Origin of the sequence: Bradyrhizobium tropiciagri, assembly GCF_001189845.1 — a bacterium.
Taxonomy (GTDB): Bacteria; Pseudomonadota; Alphaproteobacteria; order Rhizobiales; family Xanthobacteraceae; genus Bradyrhizobium; species Bradyrhizobium tropiciagri.
In genome coordinates this window covers 86,169-104,051 of sequence record NZ_LFLZ01000026.1, presented here as the reverse complement: position 1 = coordinate 104,051, position 17,883 = coordinate 86,169, and the positions used below count along the sequence as shown (strand labels likewise).

Annotated in this window: 18 protein-coding genes, 1 tRNA gene and 1 pseudogene; 10 read left to right on the top strand and 10 right to left on the bottom strand. The window is 64.0% G+C overall.

Features of this window, described 5'->3' with window-relative positions; genetic code table 11:
- Together AKN84_RS21560 and AKN84_RS21555 are read right to left on the bottom strand one after the other, a co-directional pair.
- Nucleotides 1-1,263, bottom strand: a complete 1,263-nt coding sequence (locus tag AKN84_RS21560) for an MFS transporter (RefSeq protein WP_244485360.1) — start codon at nucleotides 1,261-1,263, stop codon at nucleotides 1-3.
- Nucleotides 1,260-1,766 carry a PaaI family thioesterase gene (locus AKN84_RS21555; RefSeq protein WP_050422630.1) on the bottom strand — a complete coding sequence of 169 codons (507 nt, stop codon included), beginning with the start codon at nucleotides 1,764-1,766 and terminating at the stop codon, nucleotides 1,260-1,262. Before AKN84_RS21555 ends, AKN84_RS21560 begins: the two co-directional genes overlap by 4 nt.
- A 206-nt stretch (nucleotides 1,767-1,972) precedes the next feature.
- Between AKN84_RS21555 and gcvA the strand changes: the two genes are divergently transcribed.
- Nucleotides 1,973-2,875: a transcriptional regulator GcvA gene (gcvA, locus tag AKN84_RS21550; RefSeq protein WP_050422629.1), complete on the top strand. Its 903-nt coding sequence runs from the start codon at nucleotides 1,973-1,975 to the stop codon at nucleotides 2,873-2,875.
- Nucleotides 2,876-2,889: 14 nt separating this feature from the next.
- Here gcvA and AKN84_RS21545 read toward each other — a convergent pair whose 3' ends face one another.
- The gene (locus tag AKN84_RS21545; RefSeq protein WP_244485358.1) at nucleotides 2,890-3,663 is read right to left on the bottom strand and encodes an AraC family transcriptional regulator; all 774 of its coding nucleotides are present in this window, start codon (nucleotides 3,661-3,663) and stop codon (nucleotides 2,890-2,892) included.
- Between the two features lie 111 nt (nucleotides 3,664-3,774).
- On the opposite strand from AKN84_RS21545, the gene AKN84_RS21540 reads away from it, so the two are divergent.
- From AKN84_RS21540 to AKN84_RS21535, 3 genes are all read left to right on the top strand, one after another.
- The gene (locus AKN84_RS21540; RefSeq protein WP_050422627.1) at nucleotides 3,775-4,683 is read left to right on the top strand and encodes a DMT family transporter; all 909 of its coding nucleotides are present in this window, start codon (nucleotides 3,775-3,777) and stop codon (nucleotides 4,681-4,683) included.
- Nucleotides 4,684-4,789: 106 nt separating this feature from the next.
- Complete coding sequence (locus AKN84_RS45810; RefSeq protein WP_244485356.1) at nucleotides 4,790-5,029, top strand: hypothetical protein; 240 nt, start codon at nucleotides 4,790-4,792, stop codon at nucleotides 5,027-5,029.
- Between the two features lie 137 nt (nucleotides 5,030-5,166).
- Nucleotides 5,167-5,391: a hypothetical protein gene (locus AKN84_RS21535; RefSeq protein ID WP_050422626.1), complete on the top strand. Its 225-nt coding sequence runs from the start codon at nucleotides 5,167-5,169 to the stop codon at nucleotides 5,389-5,391.
- Nucleotides 5,392-5,440: 49 nt separating this feature from the next.
- Here AKN84_RS21535 and AKN84_RS21530 read toward each other — a convergent pair whose 3' ends face one another.
- The 5 genes from AKN84_RS21530 to AKN84_RS21510 form a co-directional block, all read right to left on the bottom strand.
- The gene (locus AKN84_RS21530; RefSeq protein WP_050422625.1) at nucleotides 5,441-5,722 is read right to left on the bottom strand and encodes a hypothetical protein; all 282 of its coding nucleotides are present in this window, start codon (nucleotides 5,720-5,722) and stop codon (nucleotides 5,441-5,443) included.
- Nucleotides 5,723-5,877: 155 nt separating this feature from the next.
- Entirely contained in the window at nucleotides 5,878-6,558 is a 681-nt protein-coding gene (locus tag AKN84_RS21525; RefSeq protein WP_050422624.1) for a hypothetical protein, read from the bottom strand.
- Between the two features lie 394 nt (nucleotides 6,559-6,952).
- On the bottom strand, nucleotides 6,953-7,237 hold the full coding sequence (locus AKN84_RS21520) for a hypothetical protein (protein WP_050422623.1): 285 nt from the start codon (nucleotides 7,235-7,237) through the stop codon (nucleotides 6,953-6,955).
- Between the two features lie 198 nt (nucleotides 7,238-7,435).
- Nucleotides 7,436-7,528, bottom strand: a tRNA-Ser gene (locus AKN84_RS21515).
- A gap of 249 nt (nucleotides 7,529-7,777) precedes the next feature.
- On the bottom strand, nucleotides 7,778-10,261 hold the full coding sequence (locus AKN84_RS21510; protein ID WP_050422648.1) for a lytic transglycosylase domain-containing protein: 2,484 nt from the start codon (nucleotides 10,259-10,261) through the stop codon (nucleotides 7,778-7,780).
- Nucleotides 10,262-10,643: 382 nt separating this feature from the next.
- Here AKN84_RS21510 and dapA point away from each other — a divergent pair, with 382 nt between their 5' ends.
- The 4 genes and pseudogenes from dapA to AKN84_RS21490 all read left to right on the top strand — a co-directional run bounded on the left by dapA (nucleotide 10,644) and on the right by AKN84_RS21490 (nucleotide 13,106).
- Nucleotides 10,644-11,534, top strand: a complete 891-nt coding sequence (gene dapA / locus AKN84_RS21505) for a 4-hydroxy-tetrahydrodipicolinate synthase (RefSeq protein ID WP_050422622.1) — start codon at nucleotides 10,644-10,646, stop codon at nucleotides 11,532-11,534.
- Between the two features lie 60 nt (nucleotides 11,535-11,594).
- Nucleotides 11,595-12,008 carry a large conductance mechanosensitive channel protein MscL gene (gene mscL, locus AKN84_RS21500; RefSeq protein ID WP_050422621.1) on the top strand — a complete coding sequence of 138 codons (414 nt, stop codon included), beginning with the start codon at nucleotides 11,595-11,597 and terminating at the stop codon, nucleotides 12,006-12,008.
- Nucleotide 12,009: 1 nt separating this feature from the next.
- A complete protein-coding gene (smpB, locus tag AKN84_RS21495) occupies nucleotides 12,010-12,483 on the top strand; it encodes an SsrA-binding protein SmpB (protein ID WP_050422619.1) in 474 nt (157 codons plus the stop codon).
- A gap of 42 nt (nucleotides 12,484-12,525) precedes the next feature.
- Nucleotides 12,526-13,106, top strand: a pseudogene (locus AKN84_RS21490) (peroxiredoxin).
- A gap of 200 nt (nucleotides 13,107-13,306) precedes the next feature.
- Here the strand turns inward: AKN84_RS21490 and AKN84_RS21485 are convergent.
- Nucleotides 13,307-13,966: a uracil-DNA glycosylase gene (locus AKN84_RS21485; RefSeq protein WP_050422618.1), complete on the bottom strand. Its 660-nt coding sequence runs from the start codon at nucleotides 13,964-13,966 to the stop codon at nucleotides 13,307-13,309.
- A complete protein-coding gene (locus AKN84_RS21480; RefSeq protein ID WP_050422617.1) occupies nucleotides 13,947-14,588 on the bottom strand; it encodes a LabA-like NYN domain-containing protein in 642 nt (213 codons plus the stop codon). Before AKN84_RS21480 ends, AKN84_RS21485 begins: the two co-directional genes overlap by 20 nt.
- Before the next feature lie 360 nt (nucleotides 14,589-14,948).
- On the opposite strand from AKN84_RS21480, the gene rpoZ reads away from it, so the two are divergent.
- Both rpoZ and AKN84_RS21470 read left to right on the top strand, forming a co-directional pair.
- A complete protein-coding gene (rpoZ, locus tag AKN84_RS21475; protein ID WP_016844003.1) occupies nucleotides 14,949-15,341 on the top strand; it encodes a DNA-directed RNA polymerase subunit omega in 393 nt (130 codons plus the stop codon).
- A gap of 218 nt (nucleotides 15,342-15,559) precedes the next feature.
- Nucleotides 15,560-17,851 (top strand): RelA/SpoT family protein, encoded by a 2,292-nt coding sequence (locus AKN84_RS21470; RefSeq protein WP_050422616.1) that lies wholly within the window; start codon nucleotides 15,560-15,562, stop codon nucleotides 17,849-17,851.
- Nucleotides 17,852-17,883: the final 32 nt, after the last annotated feature.

Genomic DNA, 17,883 nt, shown 5'->3' with positions numbered 1-17,883 from the left:
TCATGGCCGCGCGACCGAGGCGATCGGCGAGGCCGTTCGCATCGTCGCGACAGCGATCAGGGCCGCGACGAGGTTGGCGGCTGCGCTGATCGCGACCGGGATGACGTAGCTGTGGCTGATGTCGAACGCGAAGCCGGCGGCGCTCGGTCCCAGCAGCGTCCCGAACGCGACGCTGGTGTAGAGGATGCCGATGATGCCGCCGACATTGCGGCCGCCGAAATGGTCGGTGACCACGGCGGGCAGGATCGCCACCCAGCCGCCATAGAACACGCCGAACAGCAGCGCGAAGACTGCGAGCGACCAGAAGCTGCCGGCGATCGCCCAGATCGCCAGCGAGACCGCCATGCCGAGATGCATCGCGACCAGGAACGCATCGCGACCGACGCGATCGGCGATGCCGCCGAGGAAGAACCGGCCGGCGGTGCTGCCGACGCCGATCATGCCGAGCAGCAGCACGGCAAGCGTCGGCGCCACCTGATGATCGACCGCAAACGGCACCAGATGCACGAAGGGCACGAACACCCCGAATGCGCTGATCAGGCAGGCCGCATAGAGTCCGGCGAAGCGGGCGGTCCGCACCGCGCCGCGGATCGAGACGCCCTGGCGGAGCGGCGCACTGGAGACTGCCTCCAACGGATCGCCGTCCGGTCCGGTGCCGTAGCGGCGCGGGTCGTCGGCGATCAGCAGTGATGCGCCGATCCCGGCGACGACGGCAACGACGCCGAGCACCACGTAGGCATCGCGCCAGCCGAGGCTCGTGATCAGCCAGGTCGCGAGCGGCGGCATCACCAGCGTCCCGACGCCGATTCCGCTGACTGCGAGGCCCGATGCAAAACCACGCCGCCTGACGAACCAGCGTTGCACGGCGCCGAGCGTCGGGACATAGGCGCAACCGACGCCGGCGCCGATCCCGATGCTGTAGGCGGCATAGACCTGAAGGATGGTCTGCGCCTGTCCCGCCAGCACCATGCCGAGACCGACCAGCGCCATTCCGACGCCAGCAAGCCTGCGCGCGCCCCAGCGATCGGCAAGCGGGCCGGAGACGATCCCGAGACCGAAATACAGGAAGCCCGCGAACGAAAACACCAGCGAGACCGAGCCGCGCGAGGCGCCGAACTCGCGCTGCAAGGACTCGACAAAGGACGAGAAGGTGTAGGCGCTCCCGAAACCGATGAAGGTCACGATGAACGCCGCAGCGACGACCACCCAGCCATAGAACGGCTTTGCTCTCTGATATCCGGCGTGCATGACGGCGTCCCTCATGTTCGTTCTCCCTGTGTCGCGCGGTCGCCGGCCTTGGCAGGCGGATAGAGCAGCATCTGCGTGCAGCGAAACAGCGCGATGGTCCTGCCGGTCGCCTCGCTCGTGATCTCCGCGTCCCACACCTGGGTGGTGCGGCCGGCATGAACGAGGCGCGCCTCGCAGCTCACGCCGCCTTCGCGCGCGGCGCCGATGAAATTCGTTTTCAACTCGCCGGTCGCGAAGCCAATGGCGCCGTCCGGCAAGGAGGCGAGACAGCCGAACCCGCATGCGGTGTCAGCCAGGGCGACGATGCTTGCGCCGTGCAACAGCCCGTGCGGCGAGAAGTGCTTCTCTGCGATCTCGAAGCGGCCGCTGATGTGGCCGCGTCGGGCTTCGAGCCATTGCAAGTCCAGCAGGCCGGGCAGGCTGCCGGCTTGCGATGCGTTGATGCGATCGACGATTTGGTTGGGATGCCCGTCCGCAGCGACCTCGTGCTGAGCGAGTCTATGTGTGGCCTCAATCATGTCTTGGTTCCATCAGTCCTGACTTCAGCAAGGAGCTGAAAGCCGCCCGCGGACGCCGGAAATAAAGATTAGATAATCTAATCTTATTGGTTCGGCTTTCTCTGCGTTGACGCGGCTTCCAGCATTAAGATAGGCTGATAGAGCGCCCGGATAACCGGATTGGCAAACCAGATTTGCTGCGCAATGAAGATTAGAAAATCTAAATCATGGAAAACCGGCTTCCGCCCTTGAACGCGCTCAAGGCGTTCGAATCCGCCGCCCGCCATCTCTCGGTGAAGCTCGCGGCCGAGGAGCTGTACGTGACGCCGGGCGCGGTCAGCCAGATGCTCAAGACGCTGGAGGCCCATCTCGGCGTCAAGCTGTTCGAGCGGGTGCCGCGCGGCATCTATCTCACCGACGCCGGACGCGACTATCTGCCGTCGATCCGCAATGCATTCCGCCAGATCGCGGAGGCGTCGCGCCGCGTCGCTGCATCTGTTGATGTCGGCACGCTGACGGTCAGCGTCACGCCGTTCTTTGCGTCGGCCTGGCTGGTGCCGCGCATGGCGTCGTTCCAGAACACGCATCCCGAGATCGATCTGCAGATCGTCACCAGCAACACGCTGGTCGATTTCTCGCGCAGCGGCATCGACGTCGCGGTGCGCCATGGCCTTGGCCGTTATCCGGGGCTGCGCAGCGACCGCGTCGTCACGGTCGAGATGGTGGCGGTCGCAGCGCCTTCGCTGGTCGCGCGTCTCGGGCGGCCGGCATCTCCCGGCGAACTCGCGGGCTGGCCGCAGGTGCATGATGCCGATCGCAAGGGATGGAGCCTGTGGTTTCAGGCCAACGGCATCGCGGAGGTTCGCGCGCCGCGCGGACCCTCGTTAGACGACAGCGGCCTGCTGCTGAAGGCCGTGCTGACCGGGCAGGGCGCAGGGCTGCTGCCGGCGGCGATGGTCGCCAACGAGATCGAGAACGGCGAGCTGATCCAGCTGCTCGAGACCGCGCATCTGGAGGAGTTCGCGTATTATCTCGTCTGCCCCGACAACAGGCAGGGGCTTCCGAAGATCGCGGCGTTCAGGGAGTGGATATTGGGACCGCTCGCCCAGTCAGTACCTGCGGAGCGCTAATCCGCCACGACTGCCTATCGGTAGAACGCGCTGGGCGTCGCGCCAAAATGCTTGCGAAACATCGCGGTGAAGGCGCTCTGGCTGGTATAGCCGGCATCGAGCGCGACATCGACCACCCGCGCGCCGCGCGCAAGCCGTTCGAGCGCGAACAGCAGGCGTGCCTGCTGGCGCCATTCGCCGAACGTCATGCCCGTCTCCCGGGCGAACAGCCGATGGATCGTCTTTGACGTCAGCTTCAGCCGGCGCGCCCACTGCTCGGCGGTCGAGGTGTTATCGGGGCGAGCCAGCAGCGCCGCGCAGATCCGTGCGAGCCGTTGGTCGCGCGGCATCGGCAGATGCAGCGGCAGCACGTCGATTTCGCGCAGCTGGTCGAGCAGCACGCGCATCAGGCGCTCGTCTGAGGTAGCGGGCTCATAGTCCAGCGGTACGCGCATCGCGGCGACGAACAATTCGCGCAGCAGCGGCGAGACCGTGAACACGCAGCTGGTCCGCGGCAGATTGGGCGCCGCGGCGGCATCGACGAACACGGTGCGGATCTTGACCGCGCCGCACATGCGCACCTCGTGTTCGAGATCGGCAACCAGCCACACCGCGCGATTGGGCGGCACCACCCAGGTGCCCTCGGCGCAACGCACGATCATCACGCCCTCGATCGCGTAGAGCAGCTGGCCGCGCGGATGCGCATGCAGGCCGGTCGACGCGCCGCTCGGATAGTCGATCTCCATCGCTGCCATCGGCCGCGCCGTGGCGTGATAGTCGAGGTGTCGTGTAATCAGTTCGTCCAACACGTCTTAATCTTGCATGTCCCAATTTCGCTAGGTGAGGTCATTCTAGCGTGAGACGGACGCCGACGCGACAGGTAGATGCTGGTGCCTTCTTCACCAACGCGCTGCCAGGTCATGCTCAAGCAGAAAGCCGCACTTCTCTATCCTTTCGTTGCCATCGTGCTGTGGGCCGGCAACGTCATCGTCTCCCGTCTCTCGGCGCACACGATCGGCCCGCAGGCGATCACCTTCTATCGCCTGCTGGTCGCAGTGCTCCTGATGTCGCCGTTCGTGGCGCGCGCCGCCTTGCGCAATCGCCGCGCGATCTGGCTGCATCTCGGGCCGCTCGCGATCCTCGGTTTCCTCGCGATGTGCCTGTTCCAGAGCCTGTCGTATCTGGCGGCCGAGACCACGACCGCAACCAACATGGCCGTCTTCACCGCGCTGACGCCGCTCTTGACCGTCGCGCTGAGTGCCGCGTTGCTCGGCGAGCAGCCGACGCTTGGCATGATCTGCGGCGCGCCTCTGTCGTTTGCGGGCCTCGTCTATCTCGTCAGTGGCGGTGACTCGTCGTCACTGTTGCACAACGGTGTGCACGCGGGCGACGCCCTGATGCTGCTCGCCGCGATCGTCTATGCGCTGTACGGCGTGCTGCTGAAGCGCTGGAATCTGCCGATCACCGGATGGCAGTCGACCTACATGCAGGCGCTGTGCGCGCTGGCAGTGATGTTTCCTGCATTCCTCGCGACGCCGGCGCCGCTGCGCCAGGTCAACGCTGAAACGTGGCCGCTGATCGTCTATGCCGGCGCGCTGGCCTCGGTGGTGCTGCCGTTCCTGTGGATCCGCGGTGTCGCACAGCTCGGCCCGAACCGCTGCGCGATCTTCATGAATCTGCTGCCGGTGCTGACCGCCGCGGCCGCGATCGTGATGCTGGGCGAGCCGGTCAGGTCATTCCACGTCATCGGCGGCGGCCTTGCGCTGCTCGGTGTCGCCTGCGCGCAGGCGTTTCCCCGACCGCTGAACACCGCGCGCGAGGCTCGATAGGCCGTCGTGCCTTGCTGATCTCGTGGTTTTGATCACATGTGAAAGGCCGGGCCAGAATAGAGCGCTGTGGCCCGCGATCACTTGTTCGCTCAAACGGAGTGATGCCATGCGCGCTGCCTTACGAATGCCGTTACGTATTTCCCTGGCCTTGACGCTACCCCTTGTTATCCTGTGCAGTGCGGCCGCCGACGCCGCAACTGCGCATCACCGGCGCGTGCGACAGCATCTCATCTTCCGTCCAACTGAACCGGTCGTCGCTCCGGACCGTTACGTCTATCCAGGCTTCGGGCCGATCCCGCCGGGCGAGAACAGGAATCTCGATCCATCGACCCGCGGCAGCGGCTGACGTCGCCCACCGCTGCGCCGACGCACGCAGCCATATGCCTGAGTGACCCGCCTCACATCAATTGCGGAACAGGCCTGCGAGAGTCCTGCCAGGGTGATGCAATGGTGCGTCGGCCCAATTGTGGAGGAGGGTAAATCATGCGTTCGATTACACTGAGCTTCGCCGTTGCAACTGCGATTGCTCTGTTCACGTTCGGTCAGTCGGCCTCTGCCGCCCCGATCGGGGCAGTCGTGAAGGCGTGTGACAGAACCGCGGGCTGTAACTACAGCCTCAACAAGGCCGGAGACCTGTCGGGTTGTTCCTCGAAGGCCTGCTTCTACTGCCCGAATGACGGCAAGCGCCAGTGCTTCCCGGTGCAGTAAGCAGACGGGGGCTCGCTCCCGGCGGGCCCCTTTGCTTCTCACGGATCGGCTATGCTGCGTCGGTGACCAGCCTGTGTTGATATCTCTCGGTGACACGCTTCTCGAGCGTGGCGATGGTTCCCTTGAGATTGGCGTACCGCTCATTGAGCGACCTTGCCAGGATCGGGTACCTGGCGTCCGACCGGTCACGAATCCCCGCGCGCGCCTCTTCGGTCGCGATGTCGGCTTCGATCTGCTGGCAGACCACGACAAGATCGGACAGCATCTTGCTGATCGTCGACTCTCGTCCGTCGCGTCCGCGAGCTGTCTCAAAACGATGGTGCATGTTCATGTGCGTGCTCCGAATGTCTGAGTTCGGCACACCGAGAACCGCCGGCGCCGAACTATTCATGGATGCGTCGCAAATAGCCTGCCAGTCGCGGGTCCGTAACAATACGGTCGGGGTGGTCTGGCGCGGGGGGCGACAGCCTGATGGGTCCCGCGAGACTAGTCTCGCCGCCACGCCGGAATGCAGGCGCTGAGCGTGACGCGCTTGTAGTCGCGGGCGGTATCCTGATCGCCGGCTTGTTCGGCAAACCTGACCGCGGCTTCCATGTCTTGAGCGGCGGACGCGCCGTCGCAGAACAGGCTGTGAATTTCAGCCCGGTATCGATAGGCCCTGTAGTTCATCGGGTTGTACGAAAGCGCCAGATTGTAGTTGTTTTGCTCCTCGGTGGCGACACGGCGCGCTTCATCCGATTGGCTGTTGAAGTTGGTGAGGCGATTGAGCGACTGGAGTGAGCCGAGCTCCAAATAACGCAGAGACATCGCGCCAAGACTTGCAGGAAGTGCGTCGCCCGACGAAGAAGGCTGCTCCGCCACGGTGTTCGCGCGTTCGATTTCGATCTTTTTGTACTTTATGGCGTTGTCGTAGTCCCGCAGGCTCTGGAACGTGCTCGATATCTCGCCGTTGATCGGCGCAAGATAGGCGGTCGAGAGCCGTCGATCGCTCAGCAGGTTGAGGCATGCCCGTATCTTTGCCTGCGGAGGCAACACATCGCGACATTCCTTGTCAACTACGCGCCACTCGTCCCGCGAATGCACCGTCGGCGGCGGCTGCGCAGCCGGCAGAACGAGAACCAGTGCGAAGCAGATCGCTGACCTGAGACCGCGGCTTGAGCCATCCATCCTGGTTCTTCGCCTTCAGCCCGATCTCGCTAGCTGGCGGTTGCTTCGTGCGGGCTTCCTGATCATTTGATGCCAAATAATCCTGCCGAGGGGAAGCCTACTGCCATCTCGGCCCTCGCTCTCGCCGGCTGAGGTCAGCGCGGCGACACCAGCCGCTACGATCAGCTCAGGCGCTCAGGGGTCGCAGATCGACCACGCTGCCGCCGACGCAGTTCACAGACGGACTCAAAGATGAGGCCGTTCGAGACTGGGAAAAGACCGAACGGCCCCAGCCGGCCCGTAGGACCAAAAATGGAAGAAATGGGTCGGCGCTCCAGCTACGGAGCTGCCGGGCACATGGTTTCACCGGCCAATCTGCACCGAGCAACGTTCCCTGAAGGGATGAGGCCGCTTGCTATGAGCGCGCAGGGTCGGCTTGACGACAGGTCGTCAAGACAAACGCCGCCTTGCTGCATTGCCACTCGCTGCCGAGCGCAGCGCTTGAGACCGGCCGCGGCGCAGCAACGATCGCCAGCACAGCAATCATGCCGGCCAGCGAAGTGGCAATGACGAGCCTGCCTGCTTTGGATACGAAGCGCTGCCCCAGCCAGGGACTCAAGTCGGCGGAGCGGCGAAGCTGGGCGTTACGCAAAACCTGGTCGAGATCCTGGAATTGAATGCCATCGTCGTCGTGCTGCATGGCCTTACCCCGGAAATGTTCAGGTGAAGAAAACAATGCAGGGAGGTTGAGCGCGGTTTGTTTCGCGCTCGCTTCGAGGTGCCGGAAATGATGTTTCGTTCACGTGGAGGTGACTGCCGGTTCACACCGGGCGGGCCGAAGCCCGAATGTCTCCACGGAGATACTTGGCGGCCATCGATGGACAGCCGGTTGTGGGGCTGGCGGAGAGGGAGGGATTCGAACCCTCGATACAGCTTGAGACCGTATGACGCTTTAGCAAAGCGTTGCCTTCAGCCACTCGGCCACCTCTCCAATGGCGCCGATATGCCCGACTGGGCGCTGAGCCGCAAGCGGCAGATTCAGATTGCGACAACGTGATTTGGCGGCAGCTCGGCCGCCGGCCGCCTCGGAGCGGGCGCAGAGCCTTTATACAGCGCAGCGACCTGGAGGCGTGAGGCCGATTGAATGAAAGAAATGCAAATTATAACAATGAGTTATGACAATTTATGTAAAGCTTGAGCACGGCCGGTCCCAAGGCTGTTGAAAACCGGCAGCGCCGGCTCACTCCACGCTGGCGCCGCGGCGCAGGTCGGCCTCGATCTGCAATTTGGTGCCGCCGCCGAAGCGGGCGCGGTAGACCTGCAGGTTCTCCATGATGCGCTGGACGTAGTTCCGCGTCTCCGAGAACGGAATCAGCTCGACCCAGTCGACCGCGTCGACCTTGGGATCGCGCGGGTCGCCATAACGCTCGATCCACTTCTTCACGCTGCCGCGGCCGGCATTGTAGGCGGCGAAGGTCAGGATGTAGGAGCCGCGATAGTCCTCGAGCAGGCCGCCGAGCTCGGCCGCGCCAAGCATCGCATTGTAGACCGGGTCGGCCTTCATCCGGTTGAGATCGAAGCCGATGCCGGCCCGCTTGCAGACATAGCGTCCGGCGTCCGGCGTCACCTGCATCAGGCCATAGGCCTGCGCCGGCGACACCACCGCCGGATTGAACGCGCTCTCCTGGCGCGCGATCGCGTAGACGACGCTCTGCTCGACCTCCGGCCCGACCTGGCGGAACGACGGGATGCCATTCACCGGATAGGCATAGTGATCGAACGGCAGTCCGCGGTTGAGGGCGGACTTGCCCATCAGCAGCATGCCGCGGGCATCGCCATGGCGTGCGGTGAGCTCGCCAAGACCGGCCAGCGCTTCCGGATCGCCGTTGTCGCCCATGTCGCCGAAGATCGGGATTGCGAGCTCGCGCGCGTCGATTTCGTAGAGCAGCCCGACCGCCCGCACGATCTCCAGCCGATCGGCGCCGCGGCCCCGCGGCGCGCTGTTCAGCTCGATCTGCGGCAGGCCGAGTTTTGCGCGCGCGAGCTGGCCGTAATAGCTGGTGGATTGCTCGGCGGCGCGTGCATAGGCCGCGCGCGCCTCCTGGCCGCGGCCGGCGGCTTCCGCGGCGCGGCCCTGCCAATAGCCGGCACGCGCCAGCGCCGTCGGGTTGGCGCTGCCGACGCCGATCCGCGCGAAATGCTGGGAGGCGAGGGCGGGATCGTTGAGGAAGCGCAGCGCGATCCAGCCCGAGGTGAATTCCTGCTCGGTCTTGTAGATGTCGCGGGCCGGCAGCGCCGCGTCGCGCGCGATCAGATAGGCGGTGCGAAACTCGTTGACGTCGATCATCTTGCGCGCCAGCAGGCGGCGCTCGACCCACCATTCGTCGGCATTGTAGAGCCGAGCGGCGTCCTTCGGCGCGCTCAGCATCAGCCGCGCGGCCTCGGTGAACTTCTCCTCGCGGCGGAGCAGCTGGATCTTGGCGAACAGATAGCCGGTGTCGCCGGACAGTTCGCTCGGCACCGCTTCCAGCAGCGCGCGCAGGTTCGAGCCCTTGCGGTTGGCGGCGATGCGCGCCTTGGCGAGCGCCAGGTAGCCGGAGCCAAGCCGCTTGGCCTCGCGGATGCCGGCAGCCTCGTTGTCGGTGCCGTAGAGCATCGTGTCCATGCGCGCCTTGTGGTCGGCGGCGGTCAGGAACGAGCCGAACATTTCGAGCGCGGTGGTCTCGGTCTCTTCGCTCATCCCGTCATTGCGCCAGGCTTCGCGGACCAGGCGCTCGGCATTGCCGCGGTCGCCGCGTCCGATCATCACCTTGGCGAGCGCGAGCCGGCCCTTGGCGGAAACCGGCGATTCATTCTGGAACCAGGCCCAGACCGCGGAGTCGTCGCGATGGTCGTCCCACAGCGAGGCCTCGATGCGGCGGCGCAGGAAGGTCTGCGAGGGCCAGCTCGGATTGGCGTCGAGGAAGGAGCGGTAGCGCTCGACCGAGGCGCCATTGTCCTCGCTGCGCAGGATCAGCCATTCCGCAAGCTTGCGCGCGACCGGATCGGAGATCGACGCCTCGGCCTCGGTCGCATCAGAGGGCCTGCGCTTGCGCAGCAGCTCGACGACACTGGCGAGCGCTTCCTTGTCCGACTGCGAGGTCGACGATGTCGCGGCCACGGCCGCAGGCAGCACCGGCTTGCGCGCGATCGGCGCGGCATGCTGGCGGGTTGCCGGAACCAGCGCGGGGGCGGGCACCGATCTGCTCGAGACAGTACCTGTTGCCGCCGGCGAGGTGTGTTTTGAAGTCGTGGACGTGGTGGTCCTCGGTTCGGCGGACTTCGGAGCTGTTGTCTTGTGCGCCTCGGTCTTGGCAGCCTCAGATTTGGGAGGGACGGCCTTGGTTCCGTCAGTCTTGGCCGTGCCGGACTTGGAAGCGGCGGTCTTGGCAGCATCGGTCTTGGCAGCGTCGGTCTTGGCCGTGCTGTGCTTGGTCTCGCCGCTCTTGGTTTCGCTGCTCTTGGCTTCGCTGCTCTTGGTCGCGGCTGGCTTGGAAGCCGCCGCCGCCGGCTTCGAAGTCGAGGTCTTGGGAGTGGTGCTCTTGGAAGCCGCAGTCTTCGGCGCGGCAGGCTTCGCAGCACTGGATTTGGAAGCCGTGTCCTGGGCAGCCGGCTTTGCGGTTGGAACATCTTCGGCGGCCCGGGCGTCGGGCGTGATGGCGGCAAGGCCGACAACGAGCGCCAAGCTCGTCGCCAGCGCCGTCGACCGCAATGTGCCTGCGCGAACGGAACGGATCACAGAAGTCCTCTGCGGCCCCGAATCATCTGGTCGTTTGGGCCATGGGTTCTTATTTGATTGAAAACGTAGACAAAATACTAAGAAGCCTGCCGGTGCGGCTGTTTGCGCCAGCACAAAGGCAAAATCGCGGCTGGAAGCGGTTTCGCGCGCCGCAGATTACCGTTGGGAATAGGTACGGTACGGCCCTTTCGCCTGTCGGCCAGACCCGATATGAATTGCCTTTCATGGCGTTTCGCATCAACCGGGTGCCGGTTGCACGGACGTAAAGCACGACAACAACAAGGGTCCGTCGACCTAGCCTTTAGCCTGAAGCGTTTGGAGGAAGTCCATGGCAGCCAAGACAAAATTCCGGGGATCATTCACTGCCTTGGTGACGCCCTTCAAAAACGGCTCGGTCGATGAGGCGGCGTTCCGCGGCCTCGTGAACTGGCAGATCGCCGAGGGCACGCACGGCCTGGTGCCGGTCGGCACGACCGGTGAGAGCCCGACGCTGAGCCATGATGAGCACAAGCGGGTGGTCGAGTGGTGCATCGAGGAAGCCAAGGGCCGGGTGCCGGTGATCGCCGGCGCCGGCTCGAATTCGACCAAGGAGGCGATCGAGCTCGCCGAGCACGCCGAGAAGGCCGGCGCCAACGCGGTGCTGATCGTGACCCCGTACTACAACAAGCCGACCCAGGAAGGCATGTATCAGCACTTCAAGGCGATCAACGATGCGATCGGCATTCCGATCATCATCTACAACATTCCGCCGCGCTCGGTGATCGACATGTCGGTCGACACCATGAAGCGGCTGTTCGAGCTGAAGAACATCGCCGGCGTCAAGGACGCGACCGCCAGCATGGTGCGGGTCTCGCAGCAGCGCGCCGCGATGGGCGAGGACTTCAACCAGCTGTCCGGCGAGGACGCGACCATCATCGGCTACATGGCGCATGGCGGCCATGGCTGCATTTCGGTGACCTCGAACGTCGCGCCGCGGCTGTGCTCCGAGTTCCAGACCGCCTGGCAGAAGGGCGACGTCGCCACCGCGCTCAAGATCCACGACAAGCTGATGCCGCTGCATACCAACCTGTTCATCGAGAGCAATCCGGCGCCGGTGAAATATGCGATGTCGCTGCTCGGCAAGCTCGACGAGAAGCTGCGTCTGCCGATGGTACCGGTTGCTGAATCCACCCGCCAGGCCGTCCGCAGCGCCATGGTGCATGCCGGCCTGATCAACTGAACCGGGGCCTGTACTGCCGTGAATAATGCCGTGCGCAGTGTCGAGCAGAAGGGGATGGGAATGCTGAAGGAATTCCGCGATTTCGCCATGAAGGGCAATGTCGTCGACCTCGCCGTCGCCGTCATCATCGGCGCGGCCTTCGGCGCGATCGTCACCTCGCTGGTCGGCGACATCATCATGCCCATCGTCGGCATGATTGGCGGCCTCGACTTCTCCAATTACTTCATCCCGCTTGCCAAGAACGTGACTGCCACCAATCTGGCCGATGCCAAGAAGCAGGGAGCGGTGCTGGCTTACGGCAATTTCATCACGCTGATCGTGAATTTCGTCATCGTCGCCTTCGTGCTGTTCATCGTGATCCGCCTGATGAGCCAGTTCAAGCGCAAGGATGAGGCCAAACCGGCCGAGCCGCCGAAGCCGTCCGACGAAGTCGTGCTGCTGACGGAAATCCGCGACCTCCTCAAGAAGAGCTAAAGTGGCCGAGAAGAACGAACGCCCGATCAAGGTTGTCGCCGAAAACCGAAAGGCCCGCTTCAACTACGCAATCGAGGACACCATCGAGGCCGGCATTTCGCTGACCGGCACCGAGGTGAAGTCAATTCGCAGCGGCAAGAGCACGATCGCGGAATCCTATGCGGATTCCAAGAACGGCGAGCTGTGGCTGATCAACGCCAACATCCCTGAATATCTGCAGGCCAACCGCTTCAACCACGAGCCGAAGCGGCCGCGAAAACTGCTGTTGCATCGCAAGCAGATCAACAAGCTGCTCGGCGCGGTCGACCGCGAGGGCATGACGCTCATTCCACTAAAACTGTACTTCAACGAGCGCGGCCGTGCCAAACTGCTGCTCGCGGTTGCCAAGGGCAAGAAGCTGCACGACAAGCGCGAGAGTGAGAAGAAGCGCGACTGGAGCCGCGAAAAGGGCCGCCTGATGCGGGCGCGGGGATAGCGCGCCGTCATTTTGCGATGACGGCGGATGGGAGATGGGCCGATGAGCCAGAGCAGCCTCACCGACGTCGACTGGAGCAAGATCCCGGCGCCCACCGATGATGGCGGCGCGGCGCACCTGACTGGCATGACGATCCCGCCGGTGACCTTGCGGGCCACCAACGACACGTCCGTGACGCTGTCGGCGCTCAAGGGCCGCACCGTGGTGTTTGCCTATCCGCGAACCGGCGAGCCCGGCAAGATTGGGCTGGTCGACGATTGGGACATGATCCCCGGCGCCCGCGGCTGTACGCCGCAGACCTGCGCCTTCCGCGACCTGTTCGCCGAGCTGAAGGCGGCCGGCGCCGCAGAAGTGTTCGGGCTGTCGACGCAAAGCAATGCCTACCAGACCGAGATGGCGTCGCGCCTGCACCTGCCGTTCCCGGTGCTGTCGGACGAAGCTCTGGAACTGACGCACACGCTGAGATTGCGACGATGTCGGTCGCAGGCCTGACGCTGATCAAGCGGCTGGCGCTTGTGATCGACGATGCGCGCATCACGCACGTGTTCTATCCGGTGTTCCCGCCTGACCGGAACGCGGGCGATGTGCTGGAATGGCTGAAGGACAATCCGCGCAACGACTAGCTAGCGCAGCCGTCGCAGGGGACTGCCAAGATATCGAAAACAACCCCATGCAAAGGAGCCGGCGGCGGCCGGCATTCGACCAGGCAACTTGACACGTCGGGCAACTCAGGAATATTTTCTATTATTCCGAAGTTGGCGGGTGTCCCATGGCGTTTGCGGGCTTCGGATAGCGGTTCGCAAAGCGGATACCGGAAAGGGCGCTAGCCCAGTTCCTTGCGCACCGTCGCGAAGACCTTGCGGAACATCTCGGTCGTCAGCACACCGGTGTTCGTGTTGTAGCGCGAGCAATGGTAGCTGTCGTAGAGCTTGTACTTGCCGACGCTATGCACGGCGCCATGCACAAACGGCGCTGCGGCCAGACGAACCCCCAATGCTTTCAGGGTTGATTCGTGGGCGATGCGCCCGAGCAGCACGATGGCCCGTACCTTCGGCATCGCAGCGATGGTGGCGCTGAGGAACTGCCGGCAGGTGTTGATCTCGGCCGACAGCGGCTTGTTCTGCGGCGGCACGCAGCGCACCGCGTTGCTGATCCGGCTGTCGACCAGCGTCATGCCGTCGTCCGGCCGCGCCTGGTAGACGCCGCTGGCAAAGCCATATTCGAGCAGGGTGGCGTAGAGCAGGTCACCGGCATAGTCGCCGGTGAAGGGCCGGCCGGTGCGGTTGGCGCCCTGCATGCCCGGCGCGAGCCCGACGATCAACAGCCGCGCATTCGGGTCGCCGAAGGATTCCACCGGCGAGTTGAACCAGTCCGGGTGGAGTTTGCGCGCCTCTGCGCGAAAGTCGGCCAGCCTGACGCAGAGCTGACAGTTGCTGTCGGGACGCTGAGATGCGGCGACGAGGCTACTCGTCGAAATCGTCATCGGCTCCCCGTGGGGCCATGGTGGTCGCGCGCTGCAGGAACTGCGGGGAGTGATGACGCGGTTCGCGGGGTTCGCGCGGGGCCGGGCGTTCCGACGGATCGCGGCCAAGCTTGGATTGCAGCTCGACGAGGTCGGTGAAGACGTCGGCCTGGCGGCGCAGCTCGTCGGCGATCATCGGCGGCTGGCTGGCAATGGTGGAGATGACGGTGACGCGAACGCCGCGGCGCTGCACGGCCTCGACCAGCGAGCGGAAGTCACCGTCGCCGGAAAACAGAATCATCTGGTCGATGTGCTCGGCAAGTTCCATGGCATCGACCGCGAGCTCGATGTCCATGTTGCCCTTCACCTTGCGGCGGCCGCTGGCGTCGATGAATTCCTTGGTCGCCTTGGTGACGACGGTGTAGCCGTTGTAGTCGAGCCAATCGATCAGCGGACGGATCGACGAATACTCCTGATCCTCGATGATCGCCGTGTAGTAGAACGCGCGAAGCAGCGTGCCGCGACTCTGGAATTCCTTCAGAAGGCGCTTGTAGTCGATGTCGAAGCCCAGCGTTTTTGCGGTGGCGTAAAGATTCGCTCCGTCGATGAAGAGCGCGATCTTGTTGGAAACAGGTGACGACATCAAAGTGTTCTCGCGTGGTTGTTAGTGTTCTTAGCGCGGCGGTGATCAACCGCGCGCAATTTCCGGCGTTGCTGCCTAAAGTTCAGTGAATCTTTCCCCACGACAGTCACCACCGCAATTATGGTGAGGCGAGGGCAAAAAGCCTAGACCTTTGACATTGCAATGAAGAGATTTACTTGTCTGGGACAGCAACCTAGCCATGTCGTCAGACGCTCCGGCCCTTCTGGCCCCGGCAGACCGGGTTATCAGAGCCTGTTGGGAAGGCAAATCACAAATTTTACCTTGCGAAGCGGGGGCTAGCCCTATAACTAACCCTCATAACCTACATGTTCGGTCCCTTTTACCACGGAGCGCCTCGAGATGGCTCGCGTCACCGTCGAAGATTGCATTGATAAGGTCGACAATCGTTTCGACCTCGTCCTGTTGGCTGCGCATCGCGCCCGGATGATCTCGTCGGGATCGCAACTCACGGTTGATCGCGACAATGACAAGAACCCGGTCGTGTCGCTGCGCGAGATCGCCGATTCGACGATCTCGCCCGAAGATCTGAAGGAGGAACTGGTACACTCCCTGCAGAAGTTCGTCGAGGTGGACGAGCCCGAGCCGGACACTGTGCCGCTGATCGGTTCCGCTGGTGCCAGCGTCGACGCCGACGACACCGAGGTCGCGGTCGAGCGCATGACCGAGGAAGAACTGCTGAAGGGCCTCGAGGGCCTCGCGCCCCCGGAAGAGCAGCCCGAGGAAGACGAGTAAGCTCGTCCTTCAGCTCCCGGTTTCGAACCGATTTGAAAAAGGCCCGGACATTGCTCCGGGCCTTTGCTTTTGTTGACAATTTTGCTGTTACGGTGCGTCCTATGCGGGCGCGGGAAATTGAATGGTTCCAGGGCCCGTGCGGGGTGCAGCTTCGTTCGAAAGCGCACTAGATTGAGGAAGAAGGGACGTTAGGGTCCCGCGCGAGAGGCAGCGAGTTCATGGCGTATCGACGCCGCAGTTCCATCCAGATGCAGGCTGCAACCGAAACGGTCGCGGTGGCGCCGGCGTCGTCCGCGGCGGAGAGGCCGGTCAAGCCGCGGACGCGCATGATGCGACAATATGACCTCGTCGAACGCGTCCGTTCCTATAACCCCGACACCAACGAGGACCTGCTCAACCGCGCCTATGTCTACGCCATGAAGGCGCACGGCACGCAGACGCGTGCCTCCGGCGATCCCTATTTCTCGCACCCGCTCGAGGTCGCCGCGATCCTCACCAATCTCAAGCTCGACGACGCCACGATCGTGGCGGCACTGCTGCACGACACGATCGAGGACACCGAGGCGACGCGGGCCGAGATCGACCATGTGTTCGGCCACGAGATCGGCGCGCTGGTCGAGGGCCTGACCAAGTTGAAACGGCTGGAACTGGTGTCGCGCGAGGCCAAGCAGGCCGAGAATCTGCGCAAGCTGCTGCTTGCGATCGCCGACGATGTCCGGGTGCTGCTGATCAAGCTCGCCGATCGCCTGCACAACATGCGCACGCTGGAATTCGTGCCGCCGGCCTCGCGCCGCCGCATCGCCGAGGAGACGCTGGATATCTATGCGCCGCTGGCCGGCCGCATGGGTATGCAGGAGATGCGCGGGGAACTGGAGGACCTGTCGTTCTTCGTGCTCGATCCCGAGGCCTATGCGGTGGTCAAGCAGCGGCTCGATTCACTGGCCGAGCGCAACCGCAATTTGATCGGCGAAATCGAAACCCAGCTCTCCAAGAACCTGCAGAAGAACGGCATCACGGCGCGGGTGTTCGGCCGCCGCAAGCAGCCGTTTTCGATCTGGACCAAGATGGAGCGCAAGTCGGTCGGCTTCGAGCAACTGTCCGACATCTACGGCTTCCGCGTCATCCTCGACGATGTCGGCGCCTGCTACCGCGCGCTCGGCATCGTCCACACCACCTGGCCGGTCGTGCCGGGCCGCTTCAAGGACTACATCTCGACCCCGAAGCAGAACGACTACCGGTCGATCCACACCACGGTGATCGGTCCGGGCAAGCAGCGCGTCGAGCTGCAGATCCGCACCGAGGAGATGAACCAGATCGCCGAGTTCGGCATCGCCGCGCATGCCTTCTACAAGGAGGGGGCAGGCTCGCCGCATGAGCGGCTGAAGCACGAGTCCAACGCCTTCGCCTGGCTGCGCCACACCATCGGCATCCTCTCGGAAAGCTCCAATCCGGAGGAATTCCTCGAGCATACCAAGCTCGAGCTGTTCCACGACCAGGTGTTCTGCTTCACGCCGAAGGGCAAATTGATCGCGCTGCCGCGCAACGCCAACGTGATCGATTTCGCCTATGCCGTGCACACCGGCGTCGGCAACAGCGCGGTCGGCTGCAAGATCAACGGCAAGTTCGCGCCGCTGTCGTCCGAGCTGCAAAACGGCGACGAGGTCGAGGTGCTGACCTCGAAGGCGCAGTCGGCGCCGCCGTCGGCCTGGGAGGCGCTTGCCCGAACCGGCAAGGCGCGCGCCGCGATCCGGCGTGCCACCCGCGATGCGGTGCGCGACCAGTATGCTGGCCTCGGCCGCCGCATCGTCGACCGCCTGTTTGCCCGCGCCAAGATCGAATATGCCGACGACAAGCTGAAGGGCGCGTTGCCGCGGCTCGCGCGCACCTCGATCGAGGAGGTGATGGCCTCGGTCGGGCGCGGCGAGATCAAGGCCTCCGACGTCGCGCGTGCGATGTATCCCGACTACAAGGAAGAGCGACTGGTGCGCTACGGCGCCAAGAAGAGCCTCACCGCGAAGCTCAAGACGCAGAACCCGCCGCATCCGGCCCGCGCCACCTCGGTGATCCCGGTGCGCGGCATCAATTCCGACCTGCCGGTGAAGTTCGCGCCGAATGGCGGCGCGGTGCCGGGTGACCGCATCGTCGGCATCGTCACGCCGGGCGAGGGGATCACGATCTATCCGATCCAGGCGCCGGCGCTGAAGGATTTCGAGGAGGAGCCTGAGCGCTGGCTCGACGTGCGCTGGGATATCGACGAGACCATGCCGCAGCGCTTTCCGGCGCGCATTCTGGTCCACAATGTCAACGAGCCCGGCAGCCTTGCCCAGATCGCGACCGTGATCGCAGAGCACGACGGCAATATCGACAACATCCACATGTCGCGCCAATCGCCCGATTTCACGGAGCTGACCATCGACCTTGAGGTCTATGACCTCAAGCATCTCAGCGCTATCATTGCGCAGTTGCGCGCCAAGGCCGTCGTCGCACGGGTCGAGCGCGTCAATGGCTGAATTGTCGTCGTTGCCGGGCTTGACCCGGCAAC